This window comes from Acidicapsa acidisoli, assembly GCF_025685625.1.
GTDB lineage: Bacteria > Acidobacteriota > Terriglobia > Terriglobales > Acidobacteriaceae > Acidicapsa > Acidicapsa acidisoli.
In genome coordinates, this window is the sequence record NZ_JAGSYI010000002.1 from 1,067,182 (window position 1) to 1,087,413 (window position 20,232).

At 59.1% G+C, this 20,232-nt stretch carries 16 protein-coding genes; 10 read left to right on the forward strand and 6 right to left on the reverse strand.

The window, feature by feature from the left end; all coding sequences use genetic code 11:
- The first annotated feature begins 72 nt into the window (after positions 1 to 72).
- The 7 genes from OHL23_RS14425 (at position 73) to OHL23_RS14455 (ending at position 7,561) form a co-directional block, all read left to right on the forward strand.
- Positions 73 to 2,079, forward strand: coding sequence for a PP2C family protein-serine/threonine phosphatase (locus OHL23_RS14425; RefSeq protein WP_263352611.1), 2,007 nt, complete (start codon positions 73 to 75; stop codon positions 2,077 to 2,079).
- A gap of 52 nt (positions 2,080 to 2,131) precedes the next feature.
- Positions 2,132 to 3,607, forward strand: coding sequence for a M20/M25/M40 family metallo-hydrolase (locus tag OHL23_RS14430; protein ID WP_263352612.1), 1,476 nt, complete (start codon positions 2,132 to 2,134; stop codon positions 3,605 to 3,607).
- Between the two features lie 86 nt (positions 3,608 to 3,693).
- Positions 3,694 to 4,536: a helix-turn-helix domain-containing protein gene (locus tag OHL23_RS14435; protein ID WP_263352613.1), complete on the forward strand. Its 843-nt coding sequence runs from the start codon at positions 3,694 to 3,696 to the stop codon at positions 4,534 to 4,536.
- 110 nt (positions 4,537 to 4,646) lie between these two features.
- Complete coding sequence (locus OHL23_RS14440) at positions 4,647 to 5,108, forward strand: VOC family protein (RefSeq protein ID WP_263352614.1); 462 nt, start codon at positions 4,647 to 4,649, stop codon at positions 5,106 to 5,108.
- Complete coding sequence (locus tag OHL23_RS14445; protein ID WP_263352615.1) at positions 5,105 to 5,464, forward strand: MmcQ/YjbR family DNA-binding protein; 360 nt, start codon at positions 5,105 to 5,107, stop codon at positions 5,462 to 5,464. The genes OHL23_RS14440 and OHL23_RS14445 overlap by 4 nt, the downstream gene beginning before the upstream one ends.
- Positions 5,465 to 5,556: 92 nt before the next feature.
- Complete coding sequence (locus OHL23_RS14450; protein WP_263352616.1) at positions 5,557 to 6,537, forward strand: ABC transporter ATP-binding protein; 981 nt, start codon at positions 5,557 to 5,559, stop codon at positions 6,535 to 6,537.
- Positions 6,530 to 7,561, forward strand: a complete 1,032-nt coding sequence (locus tag OHL23_RS14455; protein ID WP_263352617.1) for an ABC transporter permease — start codon at positions 6,530 to 6,532, stop codon at positions 7,559 to 7,561. The genes OHL23_RS14450 and OHL23_RS14455 overlap by 8 nt, the downstream gene beginning before the upstream one ends.
- Positions 7,562 to 7,569: 8 nt before the next feature.
- On the opposite strand, the gene OHL23_RS14460 is transcribed toward OHL23_RS14455, so the two are convergent.
- From OHL23_RS14460 to OHL23_RS14485, 6 genes are all read right to left on the reverse strand, one after another.
- Entirely contained in the window at positions 7,570 to 7,761 is a 192-nt protein-coding gene (locus OHL23_RS14460; RefSeq protein WP_263352618.1) for a hypothetical protein, read from the reverse strand.
- 140 nt (positions 7,762 to 7,901) lie between these two features.
- Positions 7,902 to 8,117 carry a hypothetical protein gene (locus tag OHL23_RS14465; protein ID WP_263352619.1) on the reverse strand — a complete coding sequence of 72 codons (216 nt, stop codon included), beginning with the start codon at positions 8,115 to 8,117 and terminating at the stop codon, positions 7,902 to 7,904.
- A 289-nt stretch (positions 8,118 to 8,406) separates the two neighbouring features.
- On the reverse strand, positions 8,407 to 9,243 hold the full coding sequence (locus OHL23_RS14470; protein WP_263352620.1) for a BON domain-containing protein: 837 nt from the start codon (positions 9,241 to 9,243) through the stop codon (positions 8,407 to 8,409).
- Between the two features lie 169 nt (positions 9,244 to 9,412).
- Positions 9,413 to 13,687: a translocation/assembly module TamB domain-containing protein gene (locus tag OHL23_RS14475; protein WP_263352621.1), complete on the reverse strand. Its 4,275-nt coding sequence runs from the start codon at positions 13,685 to 13,687 to the stop codon at positions 9,413 to 9,415.
- Positions 13,684 to 14,517: a SurA N-terminal domain-containing protein gene (locus OHL23_RS14480; protein WP_263352622.1), complete on the reverse strand. Its 834-nt coding sequence runs from the start codon at positions 14,515 to 14,517 to the stop codon at positions 13,684 to 13,686. The genes OHL23_RS14475 and OHL23_RS14480 overlap by 4 nt, the downstream gene beginning before the upstream one ends.
- Entirely contained in the window at positions 14,517 to 17,945 is a 3,429-nt protein-coding gene (locus OHL23_RS14485; protein ID WP_263352623.1) for a POTRA domain-containing protein, read from the reverse strand. Before OHL23_RS14485 ends, OHL23_RS14480 begins: the two co-directional genes overlap by 1 nt.
- 497 nt (positions 17,946 to 18,442) lie before the next feature.
- Here OHL23_RS14485 and OHL23_RS14490 point away from each other — a divergent pair, with 497 nt between their 5' ends.
- Genes OHL23_RS14490 through OHL23_RS14500 form a run of 3 tightly spaced genes read left to right on the forward strand, consistent with a single transcriptional unit; the run spans position 18,443 to position 20,179 of the window.
- A complete protein-coding gene (locus OHL23_RS14490; protein WP_396127362.1) occupies positions 18,443 to 19,276 on the forward strand; it encodes a sigma-70 family RNA polymerase sigma factor in 834 nt (277 codons plus the stop codon).
- Positions 19,273 to 19,563, forward strand: a complete 291-nt coding sequence (locus OHL23_RS14495) for a hypothetical protein (RefSeq protein WP_263352624.1) — start codon at positions 19,273 to 19,275, stop codon at positions 19,561 to 19,563. Before OHL23_RS14490 ends, OHL23_RS14495 begins: the two co-directional genes overlap by 4 nt.
- Before the next feature lies 1 nt (position 19,564).
- Positions 19,565 to 20,179: a shikimate kinase gene (locus OHL23_RS14500; RefSeq protein WP_263352625.1), complete on the forward strand. Its 615-nt coding sequence runs from the start codon at positions 19,565 to 19,567 to the stop codon at positions 20,177 to 20,179.
- Positions 20,180 to 20,232 lie beyond the last annotated feature (53 nt).

Sequence of the window (20,232 nt, forward strand, 5' to 3'; positions counted from 1 at the left end):
TAATCAGCCCACTCTTCAGTGTACTTGAGGGATCGACGATGGTAGGTTGGAACGAATCTCCGAGGAGGACGCTTGAACCCTCCGGAATCTCTCATTCCTAACCGCATACCTGAGCGCTGGCGCTGGCTCTTTGCTATCGCAGGGTGCCTGGGTTTAGCGATTGCGTCGCCGCCCTTGAGGGCGCAGAGCTTCGATGCCACCAATCTGCGCGTACCGGCAGAGCTGGGTGCAACCGGCGTCTTCATCGGTGGAGATGACCCCGCCTTCGCGCATCCCAACTATGACGACTCGAAGTGGCTCTCCGCCAACGACAAACGACCGGTACGCATGATCATTCCTTCCAGCCAACCGGAAATCGTCTGGCAGCGCATACACGTGAAGGTTTCGCCCGACGAGACCGGATTGGCTGTCAAAGCCTTCGATGTCGCTGATGCCTTTGAGCTTTTTGTGAACGGTCAGAAGTTGCTCGAATCTGGCCGGTTTGCTCCCCTGGTTCGCTACACTGAGGGCGCAAGGCTTGTGGCGCGAATTCCAGATGCTCAGATCGCAACCGGAAACCTTGTGATCGCGATCCGCGAACGCACGAGGCCAACATGGTGGCGGCAATCGAGTGACGTCGCGTTCTTCGCGGAAATGCTCTCTCTGGGGGAGGAAACCGCACTAACCGACCATGTCCGGCTTGGCGTGATCTACCCCAACGCCTTCGGCTGGCTTGTTCAGCTCATGGGCATCGGCGTGAGCGTGGTTGCCTTAGCCCTCTTCACCGCGCAGCGGCAGCAGAAGGAATATCTCTGGTTGGCTCTTCAGGGGGGATCTATATGCCTCGATCTTCCCATCGAGATAATCCAATCGCTCAGAAATATACCTGCTTGGGTCCAATATCTTTATCCGCTTTCGGACGGACTCTTGAATTTCTTTACTGCCCTTATGGTGTTTGCGTTTGTCCACCGGAAACTCCGCGGATGGCTGCGCATTTATATCGTCCTGAGCTGTATCAGTATCGTCCTCGTGAACTGGGTGGAATTGTCCGACATCATCCTCCCGGCCTATTACAGACCGATCATAGATGTTCCCTTTTTTGCGATATTCGCTATTGTGATCCCCGCTGTGCTGATCTCAGATCTGCGATGTGGCAACCGGGGAGCACGCATCCTACTGATTCCTGTGGTTTCCTGGTGCGTGAGCAATGTTCTCTGGGGGGCCGAGATTGTGATGGGTATTGTCCCTAGATGGCACGCGGCAGGAACTCATCTAGCACAAACGATGAATTCTTTTGCGGTCGGGCCATTTATTGTGAACACAGGTTCGGTGACGGCCGCTATTGGCTACGTCTCGCTGACCGTCATCATGGTGCTCCGCTCGACACAGACCAGCCGCCAGCAGGCAGTGTTCGAGGGTGAGTTGGAGGCAGCCCGCCAGGTGCAGCAGGTCATACTGCCAGAGCAGATCGAAGCAATTCCCGGATTCATTGTCGAAAGCGTCTATCAGCCCGCGCAACAGGTCGGCGGCGATTTCTTCCAAGTGCTTCCAACAGATGACCTTGGCCTGCTTCTGGTTATTGGCGACGTTGCCGGCAAGGGCTTGCCCGCAGCCATGCTCGTTTCCGTACTCGTGGGGTCGATTCGAACCGTGGCCGAAGACACGCATGACCCTCAGATCATCCTGCGCAGGCTGAATGAGCGCCTGATAGGCCGCACCAGAGGCGGTTTCTCGACGGCGCTCGCCGCCCAAATCACCGCCGACGGCGCGGTGACCATCGCCAATGCCGGCCATTTGTCACCCTATCTCGATGGGCAAGAGATAGAGCTGCCCGGCGCGTTGCCCTTGGGCGTCGTGAGTGGCGCAAGCTACGAGACATTCCAGTTTCAACTCTCCCCAGGCAGCCGGCTCACCTTCTATTCCGATGGTGTCATCGAAGCGCAAAGCGAAAAGGGCGAGCTATTCGGATTCGAGCGCGGACGCGAGATTTCCACGAAGCCTGCCGCCGCAATCGTGGAAGCCGCGAAGCAATTCGGCCAATCCGACGATATCACTGTTGTAGCCATTACCCGCGTCGCCGCAATTGCAACCGCCGCCTGAGGCAATGGGTACGTACCCCTGAGCAGGCGAACGAAAAAGGTAGACTGGTGCCATGCTTTCAAGACGCCTTCTTTTCTGTCTGTTCGCTGCGATCCTGTTGCCGCGGCAGACGCTCGCTGCCCCAACCCCTGCGCAGGCAGCGCACCAATACACGGCCGGTCATCAGTCTGAGCTGATAAAACAGTTCAGCGACTTTCTGGCTATCTCGAATGTCGCTGCCGATCCGGCCGGCCTCAAGCGCAACGCTGACCTGTTGGTGGATGAACTGAAGAAACGCGGTGCGGACGCTCAACTGCTTTCGATACCCGGCGCACCGTCTGTCGTATATGGACGGATCGATGTTCCGGGCGCTAAACACACCATTGTTTTCTATGCCCATTACGATGGCCAGCCGGTGACTCCCTCGGAGTGGACGGTAACGCCGCCATTTATGCCGGTTCTACGAGAGGTCGACGGAAGCCAACGAATTTACGCGCGGTCTGCGGGAGACGACAAGGCGGCGATCTTCGCGCAGCTTATTGCCCTCGACGCGCTGCGCGGCGCTGGGATTCCGCTGCGCGCCAATATCCGCTTCGTCTGGGAAGGCGAAGAAGAGGCGGGATCGCCGCATCTGGAAGAGATCCTTACCGCGCATCGGGACCTTGTGCATGGCGATGTTTTTCTGGTCTGCGACGGACCGGTGGATCAGAGCGGAAAGCAGACGGTGGTTTTCGGCGCGCGCGGCGATGCCCATCTCGAAGTCACGCTTTATGGGCCTCATCACGGTCTGCACAGTGGCCACTACGGCAATTGGGCTCCGAATCCGGCGATGATGCTTGCCCAGTTGCTGGCTGGCATGAAGGATGAGTCAGGACATGTGCTGATTCCGCACTTCTATGACGGCATCGCGCCGTTATCCAGTCTGGAAAAACAGGCTCTCGAGCGCGCTCCGGTCAACGACCACATGCTCATGGACGCCTTCTGGCTGGGTCACATCGACGGCTCTGGAGCGCATCTGCTTGACCTCATCAACCAGCCGTCGCTGAATGTCAATGGAATCTCGTCCGGACAGACGGGCCCACATGCTGCGAATGTCATTCCGCCGACAGCGACCGCCGATCTGGATTTGCGACTTGTTGTCGGCATCGACTGGCAGAAGCAACAGGAGCGCGTGGTGGATTACGTCCAGTCTAGCGGCTATTTCGTGGTGGCGAGCGAGCCGACGCGCGAGATACTGCTGGCCCATCCCAGGGTCGCGCGCATTGTACACGATCCGGCCAGCTACAACGCTGTTCGCACACCGATGGATCTTCCGATTGCGCAGGAAGTAATTCATGCCGTGGAGGCTGCACGTGGCGACGTCGTACTGCTGCCGACGATGGGCGGCAGTGTGCCGCTGGGTGCAATGGAGCGGGCGGCGCAAACGCGTACCATCACTGTCCCAATTGCCAATTACGACGACAATCAGCACGCGGCGAACGAGAACCTGCGGCTTGAGAATCTCTGGGATGGTGTCGAGACGATGGCTTCGCTGTTGCAGATGGAGTAGTACGGCGAATGTACTGAGCAAAAGCTTAGGCGTAGACTGGAAGACGCTCGCGTCCTCATGCGCGAGTCGCAGCGTGATTGGAAGCCATGTTCTACCGCCGCTACACTCCGCCACCTCCGCTGTCGGCCTTCGTCGACTGCATGTGGTATTCCGAGGGCTTTGAGGGTACCCATCAGCGCGAGCGGCTTCTGCCGAACGGCGAGTCGGGTATCGTCTTCGACCTGCGCGAGGAGCAGCCGGTTCGTAATCCGGTCCGGATATTCAACCCGCAAAACGACGCCCGATTCGAAACCTTCGCCCCGGCTATCTTCTGCGGAGCCCGGACTGACTGCTTTGTGATCGAAACCAGCCAGCAGGAGCGTGTCATCGGCATCCAGTTTAGGCCGGGCGGCGCGTTTCCCTTCCTCTCCATGCCCGCGTCTGAGGTTGCCAATGCGACTTACTCGCTGGACGACATCTGGCCGGGTCAGGCTGCGTCGATTCGCGATGCGCTGATGAACGCGTGCGATTTCCGAGCGATGTTTTCCATCCTCGAACGAGCGCTGCTGGCGCGGCTCAGAAACGCCTCGCCGTTGCATCCGGCGATCGCGTTTGCTATTGCTCGCCTGGCGAGGCCCAGTCAATCCGGTGAAAATGTGCGCGTAGGCGACATTGCCGATCGCGTGGGATTCAGCTCCCGCCGGTTTATGGAGCTTTTTCGCCAACAGACGGGACTGGCCCCGAAATCCTTTCAGCGCGTCAGGCGCTTTCAGCGTGTTCTGCAAACGCTGCGCGCCGAGTCGGTCGAGAATTGGGCTGATGTTGCGTATCGCTGCGGATACTACGATCAGCCGCATTTCATTCATGACTTCCGGATGTTTTCGGGGCTAACGCCGGGTGAGTATGTCGCCGTGGCTACGCCGCATCTGAATCATGTTCCGCTGACCTGAGTTGGCATCGACTGCCGTATGGTTTCTGGGAACAAATTCCACCAAGGCCACTTTTTTACAATCCTTCGCAACTGCGGTGGTCAAGAATGCTTGTACAAGGAGCATTCGTTATGACCGAGAGTGTTATGATCCAGACCCGTAAGGTTCCCGAGGGCTATCACAGCGTGCAGCCCTACCTGATGTTTGTCAACACGCGCGAAGCTATGGCCTTCTTCGCCAAGGTCTTCGGGGCGAAGGAAAAACTCTGCATGCAATCGCCTGAGGGGCGTGTTCATCACGCGGAGATCGCGATCGGCGATTCCGTCGTGATGATGGCGGATGAGAACCCGGCGATCGAAGCCTTTGCAGCGTCACACTACGGAGGGTCGCCGGTCAGCGTGATGGTCTACGTCGACGACTGCGACACGACCTACGCCAAGGCGCTCGAAGCAGGAGCAACCAGTCTTCGCGAGCCCGCCGATCAGCCCTATGGCGACCGCATGGCCGGCATTCTTGACCCCTTTGGCTACAAGTGGTGGGTCGCTCATTCACTCGCAAACAACGCCCAGCGCGGCACGGAGGAAGGCCAATGACTGCCGACGAATTCCGCGAACTAGCCCTCAATCTCAAGGACGCGACCGAGTCCGCGCACATGAAACATCCGGACTTCCGCGCACATGGCCGCATCTTCGCCACGCTTGGCTATCCTGACAGCTCATTTGGCATGGTCAAGCTCTCACCGCAGGATCAAAGACATTTCGTCGATCTGCATCCTCAGGCGTTTGTGCCAGTCAGAGGCGCGTGGGGATTGCAGGGCTGCACCAGTGTTCGTCTTGGGGCGGTCAAGCCGGACGCACTGGCGCAGGCGCTCGATCTTGCCTGGCAGCGGAGCGCCGAGGCTCCTCCGGTCAAAAAGGCGAAGAAAAAAGTTGCCCAACGCACGGCATGAATGGTGCCAATTGCGTGAAATTCCGGCAACTGTAGAGATGAATGTTGATCGCAAGAATTGATTCAGCTTAGTCTTAGGCCATGTCTATCGAGATGAGGACCCCTACGCAGAAGACGCCAGCCAGCGCTCCGGCCTCCGGCACATCGGCAGGGCCGACGCTGCTGCTGCGCGGGCTGCGCAAGGTCTATGCCGATGTGGTCGCGGTCGATAGCCTCGACCTTGAGGTTGCGCGCGGCGAGTGCTTTGGCCTGCTCGGACCCAACGGCGCGGGCAAGACCACGACCATCGAGATCTGCGAAGGTCTGACCACGCCCGATGCCGGCACTGTGGAATTGCTTGGCCTAGGCTGGAGCGCGAACGCCAACGAGTTGCGTCAGCGCATCGGCATCCAGCTTCAGGAGACGCAGTTCCCCGACAAGCTCACGGTTGAGGAGACGTTGCGCCTGTTTCGCAGCTTCTACAAGCGCGGCATCTCGGTCGACGAATCGATCAAGACCGCGCAACTGGAAGAGAAACGAAAATCGCGAGTCGGTGGACTTTCCGGCGGGCAGAAGCAGCGCCTGGCCATGGCCTGCGCTCTGGTAGGCGACCCGGAGCTGCTGTTTCTCGATGAGCCGACCACGGGTCTCGATCCGCAGGCCCGGCGGCATCTATGGGATCTGGTCGACAACCTGAAGCGGGCCGGGCGCACGATCATCCTCACAACACACTATATGGATGAAGCCGAACGGCTCTGCGACCGCGTGGCCATCATGGACCATGGCAAGATCATCGCGCTCGGCACCCCGCAACAACTCATCGCTTCGATTGGCGGCGAGCATATCGTTGAATTTGCATTGAGCGCTGACCTGACGCCGGATATCGCGCCTCTGCTGGCGATCGCAGGCATCCAGTCTCACCGCGTCGATGCCGGACGTCACCAGCTCTCCGTTTCTGAGCTGCATGTCGCCGTGCCGCGCATCTTTGCCGCGCTCAACGACCAGGGGCTGCACCTGAGCGAATTCCGCACCCACTCGGCTACGCTCGAAGATGTTTTTGTCGGATTGACAGGGAGGAATCTACGCGATGAGTAGTTTTGAAAACAGCTCCCTGTTTCAACTGACGATGACGCGCTTCCGGCTCTTTCTGCGCGAGCCGGAGGCTATCTTCTGGATCTTCGTCTTTCCCGTTCTGCTAGCCGTTGGCCTCGGCATCGCCTTCCGCAACCGTCCGGCGGATGTGCTGCAGGTGGGCGCGACGACCGCGCAGCTCACGCAATCGCTCGCCGCCGACAAGGGCCTTGCCGCAACGACGATGGACGAGGCTGAGGGCACGCACGCGCTCGCAACCGGAAACATTCTGCTGCTGGCAATCAAGACACCGGATGGCGTCACCTACAAGTACGACGATACGAATCCTGATGCGCGAACGGCGCGGCTGCTTGCTGACCGGGCAATTCAGACGGCAGCAGGCCGCAAGGAAGCTCTGCCTTCCGGCAACCAGCTTATCCATGAGACAGGCGCGCGTTACATCGATTTCGTTGTTCCCGGCCTCTTGGGGATGAATCTGATGGGCTCGGCGATCTGGGGCCTCGGCTTTGCCATTGTCGAAGCGCGCCAGAAGAAGCTCCTAAAACGACTGGTGGCCTCGCCGATGCCTCGCTGGCAATACCTCGCCTCTTATATCTTGTCGCGTTTGATCATGCTGGTGATCGAGGTCGTGGCTTTTCTGGGCTTTGCCCGGCTGGTCTTCGGGGTGCCTTTGCGCGGCTCGCTTCTGGAGCTGGGCATACTCTGCGTGCTCACTTCCCTCGCCTTTTCCGCATTGGGCCTGCTTGTCGCGTCACGCGCGAAGACCATGGAAGCCGCATCGGGTTTGATGAACCTGGTGATGCTTCCCATGTGGATTCTCTCCGGAGTTTTCTTTTCGGCGAGCCGCTTTCCGGCGATCATTCAGCCATTCGTGCAAGCTTTGCCGTTGACCGCTGCCATCGTCGCGCTGCGCGGCAACATGCTGCAGGGGATGCACCTAGGCCAACTTGTCACCCCGGTTGCAATTCTGCTGGCCTGGCTAATCGCGCCATTCGCCGTCGCGCTGAAGATCTTCCGCTGGAGATAGGCGGTGAGCTACCCGAGCCACGGGAGGGCGGGCTCGAGCTGATGCAGGTCCGACTCGAACTCCGACCACTGCGCCTGGGTGATGGTTTTTTCCTGATAGAGCCGGTACAACTGCTTCTGCACCGTAACCAGACTGCAATTCCTGAGCAGTCGCCGTTCCTTGAACGCGAGAACGAAGCTATGCCATTCCGCGACGCACATTGGAACCTCCTTAGCTCAGGCAACTGTGCCTGAGCTAAGGAGTAGTGGCGGGAAGCCCAAAACCGTTACAGGAAAAACGTGAAAGGGAACCTACAAAGAAGACGAACTGAATCCTAGAAAACCGTGCAACCAGAAGGATTCTATCCTCGAATTTCCGTGGCCGACTTCAACCGCCAGGGCAAGCTTGGTTCCAGCCGATGAATCCCGGCCTCGAACTCCGCCCATTGCGCAGTCGTAATGGAGCGCGACTTATAGTACTGATAAAGCTGCGCCTGCACCGCGTGCAGATTGCAGCCTTTGGGCAATTTTCGTTCCTTAACCATGAGCATGAAACTCTGCCATTCGTTCGGATACACAATAGCCTCCTCTTTATTAAGCGAAAACGCTCGCCATTTTCCTTCTAGCGATTAGTGGTCTCTTACGGAATAACGTTACAAATTGAATTTATTCGGTTCGCTTGATTGTACACTTCGGCGGTCTCCGCCGCTTCAATAGGTGAAATGGGGATAACTGCCGTTACAATCGTGCATCGTTTGAGAACACGCAGTCTGCCGGTCAAACCGTAAAAAAGCCCGGACTTTTCGATCCGGGCTTAAGGCTTTATCGTTTCGGCCATGTGTCTGGATTCGGCACAACGGTAGTGTCTTAGTTCTGCTTGACCTTGTTGTTTGCGTTGTCTTCCGGAGTCTCGTTGGCGACCTGCAGATAGTTCTTCACGCCGAAGACCCCTGGAACGCTGTTGGCGCGCAGATACGCGACATCCTTGTCAGCCTTCGTATCGACAACTCCGTACAATTCGACATTGCCGTTCTGCACCGAGATCCGAATCGGCTTCGCCGGGTCGATCGCGTATTTGTTCAGGCTCGGAAAACCATAGACAGACCGCGCCACTTCCATCCGAATGCGATCGTCCATCTGCGAAACTGGGTCGACCTGGATCTCCTCATTCACGTCCTTGACGCCGGGGTACATGCTGACCAGCGCCATCGCGGAATCTCTGTCAACATAAGTCCTGGCATGACCGGCAAGAGTCACCACGCCGTTCTGAACGTCGACCGATATGGCGTTGAAGGCGTTGCCATAGCCGACGCGATCATATTGCAGCTTCTCGACAAGTTTGGCCTTGAGCTGGTCGTCGGGAACGGATGGTCCCGAAACCTCGATCTGGTTGCGCACCGCTGCGATTCCCTTCACTTTCTGGGCGCGCTTGGCCGCATCGGCCTTGTATTCATACATCTCGACCGTGCCGGTCAGTGTGGCGATGCCGTTGTCTACGGTGGCTTTGACGTTTTGAAACTGTTTCTTGTCGAGTTTGGCGGTTACGGCTGCGGCGGCCGAGTTCTCATCTTCCATGCTTGCCGTCGCTCCAGGCGTCCCAGAAGCGGATAAAGGAGCGGCAAAAGAAGCCTGCGGAAGGCTGAGGAGGGCCCCCATGACGAGTCCGGCGAGAGTGATCCTGCCGGTAATGCGAGTGGGAATCATACCCAAATCCTCCTTTTACGAGCGCTGGAGAGCTTGGCTATTGAATTTGTCCAGATAGGCTCTGAACGCTGCCCAAGCCTTCGACATCCATCGTTCGTTCACTATAGACACGAGGCTCAACGTGGAGTTGTGCCGTTTGGAACGGCGCGGCGGTTGGATGGAAAATATCTTACTTGAATCGCCGCCGGATCTTCACCACCATGGAGAAAATCCCGGATTCATCCTGCGTCAGCACGAGGGAGACGTGGCGATTGATGGCAATTTCCGCCTGGATGAGCTGTTGGGTGGTGGTGTTTACGTTGCTGGCGTAAGTAAAGGTCAGGTTGTTGCCGATCTGCTCCACGACCGTTACCCGAGCCGTCGAGTTGCCCAGCGTCCCGATGAAGTTGGGATCGACTTTGATCGCTCCGGTGCCGAAAAGACGCTGCACTCGGTTGGATACGGTGGCATTCAGGGCCCCGCCGAGCAGCGCGTCGGTCATAGGATTGTCGCCCGCCTGCTGTTGCGTCTGGCCGCTGTAGGTAGTTCCCTCATCCTGCGTGTGCCCGAGGGCAAGCAGCGCAATGATGTCGGCTTCGGGCAGCGGCGGTTCCGAGCGATAGCTGAGTCGCGGCTTATCGGAGCTGCCATGCAGGCCGATGGTGATGTCGTAGTCCTCGACGCGGGCTGTCGCATCCACATCGATAATCGGTTGGATGCGGACCGGATTGCTGAAATTGATATCGCCGCGCTGCAACTCATATTTGGTCCCGCTGATCGTGGTGCTTCCTTCTGTAAGTGATATCCGCCCGAGCAGCGAGGGCGAGGCCAGTGTGCCGCGCAGGTGCAGATCGACGTCGCCGGCCAGCTTTGCGTAGGCGTTCTGGAAGTTGAGTTGAGGCGCAGAGGTGAGGTGAACGTCGAGACGCAGGTGATTCGACGGCGCATCGGGCGAAACGATCGGCTGCGCCGCGCCGGTCTGCGCGGTCAACGCAGCGATGTCCAGGTCGGAATTGATGGCGAAGCGCGTCACCATGACGGTTCCGTTGAGCAGCAGATTGTTCTGCGGTCCCTGCAAGCGAAGATTGGCGTCCGCCAGCGAACTCACACCTTGCGGATAGCGCAGGCGGATGGCTTTCCCAGTCGCGGAAAGGTCCGCGTAAAGACCGTGCTGGAAGCCGAGATATCCGGCAACGCTGAGCTGGCCGCCGCCGCTCATCGCCGTCAGAGAACGCACTTCGAGCCGGTTCTGATTGAATTCCAGGGTCCCCTGAATCTGGCTCAACCCGTTGGGGAAGTCCTGAAGCGCGAGCGAAGCGTTCTTGAACTCGACTCTGCCTTGCAGAATCGGATCGGTCATTGATCCGTGGGCCTGGAGTTGAAAATTGGTTGCGCCGGACGCGATCAGGTCCGGATCGAGCGTCTCGGCGAGGCGCATGTTCACCGAGCCATCCGCCTGCAGATCGAGCTCCCGTTTTCCTGTGATCGCAACCGAGCCATGCAGCTTCAAATCGGTGTCTTCGCCGGTGATTTCCAGAGGATCAAGCCGTGCGACGCCTTCCATGAGTGTGGCGTGGGCTGCGCCTTTGCTCGCCAGATGCACCCCTTCGACGACCACGGCAAGGTCGTTCAGTTTCGCCTCGCCGCGTAGCTTTTCCGGGTGAGCCAGCGGCCCGGAGATATTGGCCGTGCCTTCCAGGTTCGATTGGCCGTTGATGCCTGTGATGTGGAGCAGTTTAAGCAACGCGCCGATATCGAACTTGGAAAACTGCAGACTGGCCTGGGTCAGGTAGTCGGTCTTCAGACTGGTTTCGCCATGCGCCGTGAAATCGCCGGTGGACTGGTGCGAGTTGAGGTCGTATCGGAGCGCGCGTTGAGCCGCTGTGGCAGAGAGATGCAGATCAGCGACGGGTTCGCCGGCCACGCTCACATTGCTTACAGTCGCGTGGGCGACGAAATGCGGGTCGGCTATGGCTCCGTCGCCGATGGCTGTGAAGCCCACCCGGCCCGCGATGGTCACGCCTGCGCTCTTCACCTCGGAGATGCTGGCCAGATCGATCGCCGAACCGCGAGCATCCACCTTGAAGCTCTTATGGGCAAGGTCATAACTGCCGGTCGCGGTAAATTGTCCGCCATTTTTTCCCGAGGATTGCCGGGCTGTCAGGCTGGTGATCTTCAACTGCTGGCCACCAACTGAGCCTACGGCGTGGATGTGGTCGATGGATTCGCCGTACACCGTGAGCTTGTCCAGATCGACATTGCCGGTGCCGGAGAGTCCGTTCGAGCCTGCATCCGTGCCCAATTGCCCCTGAAGACTAACGGAGGCGCTGAGTTTTCCGGCGATCGGGGCGGAGATTCCGGCAAGAGGAAGCAGTTCGCTGAGAGGAAACTGCTCCGCATCCGCCTTCAAGCTCAGCACCGAGCGCGCATCAAACTCGGGCTCCGTATCGCCGATCTTGTATTCGGGGTCATCCGCGTCGAGGTGGCCTTGCACGGTCAGGCTGGCCGCACCGCGCCGAAGCAGGCCGTGGTGGATGACGATGCTTGCCGGGGTGTACAACCCATCCACATCGATGGAGTCCCAGTCCAGAAAGCTCAGAGCTGCATTGGGGTCGGTATTGGCAGAGGGAATCTCGATACCGATGTTGCTCGCCGTCAGATGGCCCTCCACCCGCGGAGTCAGCCAGGAGCTGTTGAACTGGCCGCGAAATTGCGCTTCGCCTTTGAGAGCCACGGGGAGCGCCGCGGAACCGACTCGGTTACCCTGCTTCAGCTCCAAAGTGCGCAATATGCTGTCGAACTCCGAAAGATCCGTCGATTGGAAGACGAGTTCCATCTCGGACGCGCGAGTAATCGGGAAGACACCGAGTGAGCCTTCGCCCTGAACACGGCTGTGCGGCAGCTTCACATCCATCGCGCGGACATTGATCGATCCGGCATCCGCATGGAATGTTCCGTCGACAAAGCCCTGCACCGGAGCTTCTCCTGGGATCGTCGTGCCGGAAGGCGCAAGCGCCAACTGACCGCCGATGGCAAGATCCTGCGCCAAACCGGTCCATTGCGCGGTCGCTGGACCGGAAACCACGGTGTCGAGACCAAGATGTCGATACGGCGGAGCGGCAAGCATGGTCAGGATGGTGTCCAATGACACGCCGTTGAGATTGGCGCGGACCATGCCTGTCGGCACGGGCCATGATTTGTGAGCACGCCGCAAGGCTAGCTGTGCGGCAGGAGTCGGCGTGAAGTCGAGCCAGTTTTCGAACTGAAATTCCCCATCGACTTCCCCACCCTGCACCAGACGGGTCCGGATATCCGAGATAACCAACTGCTTCGCATCCGCACGGAAGCGAGCGGTAAGGGTGCTCTGCGCATCGACAACGGGATCACGGTAGTGAACGGAACTCGATGCAAGATCGCCTGTTACACCAAACTGCGCGCCTCGTCCGGAAGCGGAAGCGTTAAGGGTAACGACCCCCTCTCGCACGAAGAAGAAGCCGGTGTAAGGCGCCAGGACGCGCAAGTCCACCTGGCCGCTCGCCTGCCCCTGCCAGGCGGGATGAGCGAAATCAGTCAGCGTCCCTTTCAGCGATAGTGTCTGATCCAGAGCTGCCAGGCGCAGACTGTCCAGTTGCACGCTGTCGTGAAAGAGCGTGAGCGAAGCATCGAGCCGGCTCTTCGGCGGCGTGAAATTCCCTTGCGCGAAGCCCAGATCGCCGAGGCTGAGCAGAACGCGGTAGCTCCCTGCCGGGTTCGGCTTCGCCGCTCTGGTGTTGGTCGGGCCAATCGCCGCGCCGCTGTCTGGAACCCAGCTTAGCTGCAAATTTGCGTCGCGAGCCTGCAGATCCAACGGAACAACGAGGTCGGCGATATGCAGCGTTCCCTGTTCCACGGCAAGCTGGCCGATCTGTGCATCGAAGAGCGTGTCCATCGCCGGTTTGGTGGACTTGCGCGTTCGGCGCGGATGCGGCTGATTCGTCGATCCGTCCGAATAGACGATCAGATGAAACTCCGGCCGCAGGATCTCCGCTTCGCGCAGGATGATGCGCGGCGAAAAGGTGGAGGTGAACAGGTCAAGGATCGCAATTTGAAAACGGAGCCGGTCGACATGCGCGTAAGGCGCTTCATTGGCGCCTTCGAGGCCATGAATCGTGATGCCATCCGCCTCAACGCGCAGATGGAGCAGGTCCCAATGGAAGGCGCCCATCTCTACCCTGCCGCCGGTGGCGTCCGTGAGTTGCGCGATCACGCGATGGCGCACCGTGTCTTCAAAGGCGGCTGAGCTGGCCCAGTAATACAGCCCGATCACGAGTCCGACCAGGATCAGGACAACCACTCCGAAGGAAATCCCAAGATGCCGCTTCCATCGCCATTTGCGACGAGTCGGCGGATGGGTGGAAGACGGCGTCGCCTCGGGTTCGATCACTTCGCCTGTTTCAGGAGCGCCCGGAACATTGGAAGTTGTCACGGTCTGCCTCCCTTCCCGGGCGATGCGCTCTCTGCCGGTGCGCTGGGCGATGCTTCCGCTCCTGACTCGGGCGGAGCCGCGTCGCGCAACGCGGGATCGAGAATCTCAACCTGGCCCTGATCCTGAAGACTCTTCACCCAGTCGCCCAGCAGAACATTCACCTTCTGCTGCAAGAGAATCTCTTGAATCCGCGGGGAAAGCTTCTCTAAAGATGGTGCGTCTTCAGGCTTTGCATACTTCGGAACCAGCGTCTCCTGATAGTACTTCCGAATCTCGTCCGGCAGGATGCGGATGCCGCTGCGGAAGCGCATTTCGATGAAGCGGAGCAGCGCCATCCGGCGCGCCCAGTATGCGGAAACCCGTTCCGGAGTAAGACCGAGCGTGGCTAGATACGAGGACCATCCCTCTGCGGTGGCGCAATCGTGGCTCTTGCAGGCCGGCAGGCTCTGGCGCAGCTCAGCAAGAGAGTCCTCAAGGTCCTTCGGCGTAACGTCGAGGCCCTGCGGATCTTCCAGCAGAATCTGCTGTTCGATAAGGGTACGGGTGATCATTCGCTCGAGCGCCTTCGCGCGAGTGAAATCGACGCGGGTGCCGATCGGCAACAGGCGGAAGAGGCGCATCTCCAGATCGATATCGCTGGCCAGGATCACCTGGTTGTTGACGACCGCAACAACGCTGTCCAGTGTCTCAGCGTGCGGCGCTGTTTCCGGCTCTGGACTCGCAGGCGCGGAGTCAGCCTGCGCGTGAGCCGGCACAACGCAACAAATCAGCAGGAGCAACGCCGCGGCCTGGGCCGCGCAATGGACTGCGATCGTTGCATTGATCCGCATCAGAAGCTTTGCCCCAGGCTGAAGAAGAAGTTGAAATGCGCACCTTCGCCTTCGTACGGGTTGGTTAGGTTCGTGTCTGTGATCGTGTTGTAGGTCACAGGATAGATCGGAGGGTTGAGATTCCAGCTGAAATCGACACGCACCGGCCCAACCGGCGTGTGATACCGCAGGCCGAGTCCGAGCGCATGCGAGAAATAGTTAAAGCTGCAAGTGCCTTCCGTGCCGGTCGATGTGACCGTTCCGGTCGGCGGCCCTGGCGCCAGGTCGCGGCATCCCGCGCGGTCCTGCTGGCGGAATCGTAAAAAGCTGGGCCAGACATCGCGTGAGTTGTCGAAGACGTTGCCCATATCGTGAAAGAGCACGAAACTCACAGAGTTACCGACATACGGCAAAGTCGGCGGCGGCATGCGCAACTCGGTCGAATTTACGAATACGGCAGCGCCACCGATGGGAAAGCCCGACTGAGGATCACGCGGACCGGCGGAGTTGACGCCGAAGCCGCGATGGGAGTTGCCGCCGCCGGCGTAAAGCCGCTCCGGCAAGGGAATGCTCTCATCCACTGCGTTACCGTAAGCCCGCTCCTGCCCGTAGCGCGTGTTACGCGCCAGAACGAAGCGATGATGGTCCAGATCGTAGTAACTGGAGTTGGACGCGTCCAACTGGTTGAAGTTGGCCTCCGAATCGAAGATTGCCGAAGAGATGAACTCCTGAAAGCTCGTGTAGGTACCGCGATGAGCGTCCAGCGGGGCGTCGCGTGTATCACGAATCCATGTAAAGCTCGGGCCGCCTACGCGCACCGCCTGCAACAGAAGGGGAATCTCCGTGATCGGCAGCGCGACGCTGTCCTGGTTCACCTTTACCCGGCGATATACGAACTGGTAGATGAAGGTATTGGCCTTGCTGAACAGCGTGTGTTCGCCGTTGAACTTCTCCGTCAGGCGCAGGCTGCCTTCCAGTTGCGAGGCGCTGTAGGTAACAACATCCTGACTGTTGTTGTAGCCCGCAGAGAAACTGAAATTGAAGTTCCTGGCGCCGAAAACATGGGGATACTGGTACACGAATTGGACCCGCTGCTCCAGCAGGCCTAGATTCCCGCGAACGGAAACGGTCTGGTCGCGGCCAAAGAGATTGATGCGGCTCAGCTCAAGGACTCCGCGTGGACTCGCGCCAACTGTTCCATTCGGGCCGGGAGAGCTCCCTCCGTTCACGGTGCCGGTCTGCACCTCAAAGCCGCCTCCGTAACTGAGATCCCATCGCCGGGCCTCGGTCGTCTGCAGCAGGACGGTCTTGCGCGGTTCCTCGCCCGTGGGATTTTGAATCACGGGACTGACCTCGTTGAAGAGCGCCAGGTCGTACAGATTGCGCTGCGTATCCAGAAGCGCCGATTGATCGAGTGGCTCGCCTTCTTTCATCGTGATGCCGTGCGCGATGGTCTGCGGCCGGGTGTAATGCAGGCCTGTGATCATCAGGCCGCGCAGGAAAACCTGCTCACCTTCGCGAATGTGAAAGATAATATCCACCTGGCCGGAGGCTCCAGTCTGTTTATCCGGCTGCTGATTTTCCTGCGTCTGCTTGTCTGTTTTCTGTGTACCCTGAGGCGCGGCCTGGGCGACATCGACCTGGGCCTGATCGAATCCGCGGCTGAGGTAGTAGGTGAGCAGGGCCTCGCGATCGCCAGCCAGGCTCTCCGGCGAAAGCGGCTGCCCCGGAGCGGTATTCAGGAGCTTTGTCAATTGAGCCGGCGCAATTCGCTCTGTTCCCTCAAGCTGCACGGAATGAATGCGCTCCTGTTGCCCTTCTTCGATGTGGTACACCACGTCGAGGCCGACGAGCTTGCCGTGTGCCCGGCTTCGACTCTGGCTCTGGTCCTGACTCTGACTCCGGCTCTGACCCGCGCCAGGTTGCGCCCCGTTGCCCTGGCCTCGATTGTCTTCGTCCAGAATCTCAGGCGTCACCTTCACGTGCGCGAATCCGTTGTTCTGGTAAATGGCTTCCAGGGAACTCACATCGGTATTGACGAGAGACTGGTTGTAGACACCCTCACGATCAAAGGCGTCCCGCGCGCGCACGCTTAGCCGTTCCTGCAGCGTGGGCAGATCAAAGTATTTGGCGCCGGCAATCGTTACGCTGCCCACGCGATGCCGCGCACCCAACTGCACGTGGAAGGCAATATCGACCAGATCGGCACTCGGAGGCTTCTGCTCATGCTGCACCTTCACGTCAAAGAAACCAAGCCGCTGACAGTAGTTCTGAAGCCGCCGGCTGCCTTCGTTAAGGAGGTCTTCATCCACGCTTCCTTCTTCGTAGATCGGCAATAGCTTGCGCATCTTCGCATCGCTCAGCTTGACGCCGTCAACGGAGACATGGACGACCGGCCCGCGATTGGCGAAAAACTGATAATCCACCGCTTTGTTCGCGACGATGTACTGCTTCGACTCTTGCCTGACCTCGGCCTCCAGCCGCTGCTCCTTTCGGTAGTGATTCTCCACACCGTTGAGCGCCCTCGAAGTGGTTTCCTGGTCGACGGTATGCCCTGATTTCAGCTTCGAGTAGCTCCGGAATTCCTCCGGCGTCAGTCCGCTTTCTCCACTCACGGACACGGCTCCAATCTTCGCGTGCGGCCCGGAATCGACGGTAAAAGCGATATCCACAAGCTGGTTCTCCGGGTGCTGGGAGAGCGAATACGAAAAAACCGGCTCATAGTAGCCGCTGTCGGCCAGCGAATGCCGCATCGCCGCCTCGGCGCGGTCCAGACCGGAGGCGACGAAGCGAGTACCGGGCGTCAGACGGCTGATACGGGCCAGCAGGGAGTTGGTGTTGCTGCCTTTTGCTCCGTTCACGCTGACCAGGCCGATAAAAGTCCGTGGCGTTCCACGAAAAACGAGTACCACGCGTCCGTCCGCGATGCTTCCCTGCGCCGTAATCGAGTCATACAGGCCGGACGCGTAAAGCCGGCGCAGACTTTGGCGAACGTTCTCGGCGCGAAGCGGGACGTTTGGCTGCTGCGGCAACTGATCCGGCAGCGGAGCGAGCCGCGGCGCGGCGACTCCTTCGAAGTCAATGCGCAAGACCGTCTTCCCCTCCAACGCCTCAAGCCGGTCCTCGGCCGTTTGCTCGCTCCCCGCGAAATCGCCCTCATAGGGGCGTGGACTGGCTAGACTGGCCGGCCTGGCTGCGGAATTTGATTCCGATGCAGCCCCTTCCTGCTGCGGCGACGGAGCATCGGGAAGAGATTCGCTCCCGGCCGACTTGTCAGTCGACGGTTGGCGAGTTTCCGGACCGATTGCCTGCGCGACGGCTGCGAATCGGCCATTTCCATCCAGCGTTCCCAGTAGACAGGCAAAAAACAGGCCTGTAACGCGGAGCGGGCCTCCGCGAAAGCCCGCGCGAGATTTAGTCCGGTTCGTGGGCTCCTTTTTCGCTTTCACTGTGAACAGAATGGCTCCAAATCTCCAAAACACGAGCGACTTCCCGTCATGCATCCGAGAAGCACCGTTACCCCAACCAGAATCCCAGTGGCCACTCGGAACCCAGGCCACCCAAAACGCGCGAAGGCAAGGGAATCCGGTCAATCCTACCAAATACCTATCGCCGCCCCCTGATCTGTTTCGGACGCGGCGAGGAATCCGTTTTCGCGCACCAAGGTTCTCTTTTTCAACGCCGTTCGGGTTCGCCGACAGATCCAGAATCAGGCCCCATCGGACGGTACCCTATTGCGCTTAACCGCTGCTCCCTATACTAATAACCTCAAGCGAACTACGCCGGGGCAAATGCTCGCAGCCCGCTCCGAGCCTGGTTCACGATCTGGCAGACATCCCGGGGCATTCGCCAGGCCGGATGAAGCAAAGCCTCAACAGCGACTGGTCAAGTGCTCAGCCTTGCATTTGGACGGACAGATGCACCTTTTAGGTTCGAAGGACTCCCAATGGGCTTATCGAAATCCCCCGGCGTGACTGACACTGATCTCCCGGCCGCTGATGCAACTGAGACCGCCAAGGCCGAAACGGGTTACGATCCGGTCCGAGAAAGCGCTCAGACGCAAACCGCCGAGAATGCATCCAATACTCAGGAGCAGGAGGATTCTTCAGACCGCGACCGATCAGAAGGTGCGCGGACGGATCGCTCCGAAGAATCAGTTCCGGCATCTACTGGACCGGCGAAAACGCAGGATGCAGGCGCGGAAGGCGAATCGGCGGAAGCTGTCATCCTCGCCCGGGCACAATCGGGGGATCATGCGGCATTTGCCCAGCTCTATTCGGCTCATAAGCGCCGGGTCTATTCCTTATGCCTGCGCATGTTGGGCAACGTAGCAGAAGCCGAGGACCTGACGCAGGAGTCTTTCTTGCAACTGCATCGGAAGATCGCAACATTTCGTGGCGATTCAGCTTTCTCGACCTGGCTGCACCGCCTTACTATCAACGTGGTGCTGATGCACCTTCGACGTAAGGGCCTGAATCTCATCTCGTTGGATGAGGCGCTTGATCCTTCGCCAGACCACGGTCCCGCGCGCAGCTTTGGGGCGCCGGATTTGCGTCTGACTGGCTCGATCGATCGCATGACACTGGAAAAAGCGGTGGAAAGCCTCCCGGCGGGATACCGTCTTATTTTCGTCCTGCATGATATTGAAGGATATGAACATAACGAAATCGCAACCTTGCTTGACTGTTCCATTGGAAATTCAAAGTCTCAGCTCCATAAGGCCCGAATGAAGTTGCGGGAAGCGCTGCGCGCCCCTGCGGATGAGGAGATGGCCAAGTGACCCAACCCCAGGATAGGTACCGCACATCAGAAGAAGTCAAAGAAATCAATCGGGACATCCTCGACGCAGATTGCGCCAGATTTCAGGCCAGTATGCCGGAACGCGTCGGCGCAGGCGAGGAGTTACAGGCAGATCCCCACATGCTTACCTGTGAGCGATGCAGCGCACTGGTGCGCGAACTCGAGTACATTGCTGAAGTAGCGCGCCAACTGATGCCCATCGAAGAAGAGCCCCGCGACGAGCTCTGGGCCAATATTCAATTGGCGATCGAGCGCGGAGACGCCTGAAATGCCGTCTGGGAATTCGGATCGAGTGCCGATTGAGCTTGCCGTAGAAGCACCTGCCGGAGTGCGACGGATTGTATTGACTGGATTTATGGGCGCGGGAAAGACGACGGTCGGGCGCTTGCTGGCCCGGCGTCTATCTTGGCAATTTCTTGACGTCGATGCCGAGATCGAAGCCACCACGGGAACCACAATCGCGCAGATCTTCCAGAATCGCGGCGAACCCTGGTTCCGTCAGTTCGAACAGGAGACAATCCGCCGGCTGCTGGCCTCCGAATCGCTCGTCCTCGCCCTAGGCGGCGGCGCAATCGAAGATTCGCACACCCGCAACCTGCTTCTAACCGGGGACGGCACGCGCCTGGTCCATTTGGAGGCCACTCTTGAAACCGTTCTCACCCGCTGCCGGGGAACGGAACCGCTGAGACCCGTCCTGCAGGACCGGGACAATCTCGAAGATCGCTACCGGCGCCGTCTGCCACTCTATCGCGCATCACACTTGACCGTCGCGGTCGATTCCCTGCCCCCGGGCGCGATTGTGGAGACCATTCTCGAATCGATCGGGTCAAACCAATCAATCGGTCAGCCGATCGTCGGCCAAATCAAGGAGCTGCAACGTTAAGGAAGGAATCCGAAAGGAAATCCGGCCCGGATTTCCTGCCTTTTGGCAAAACT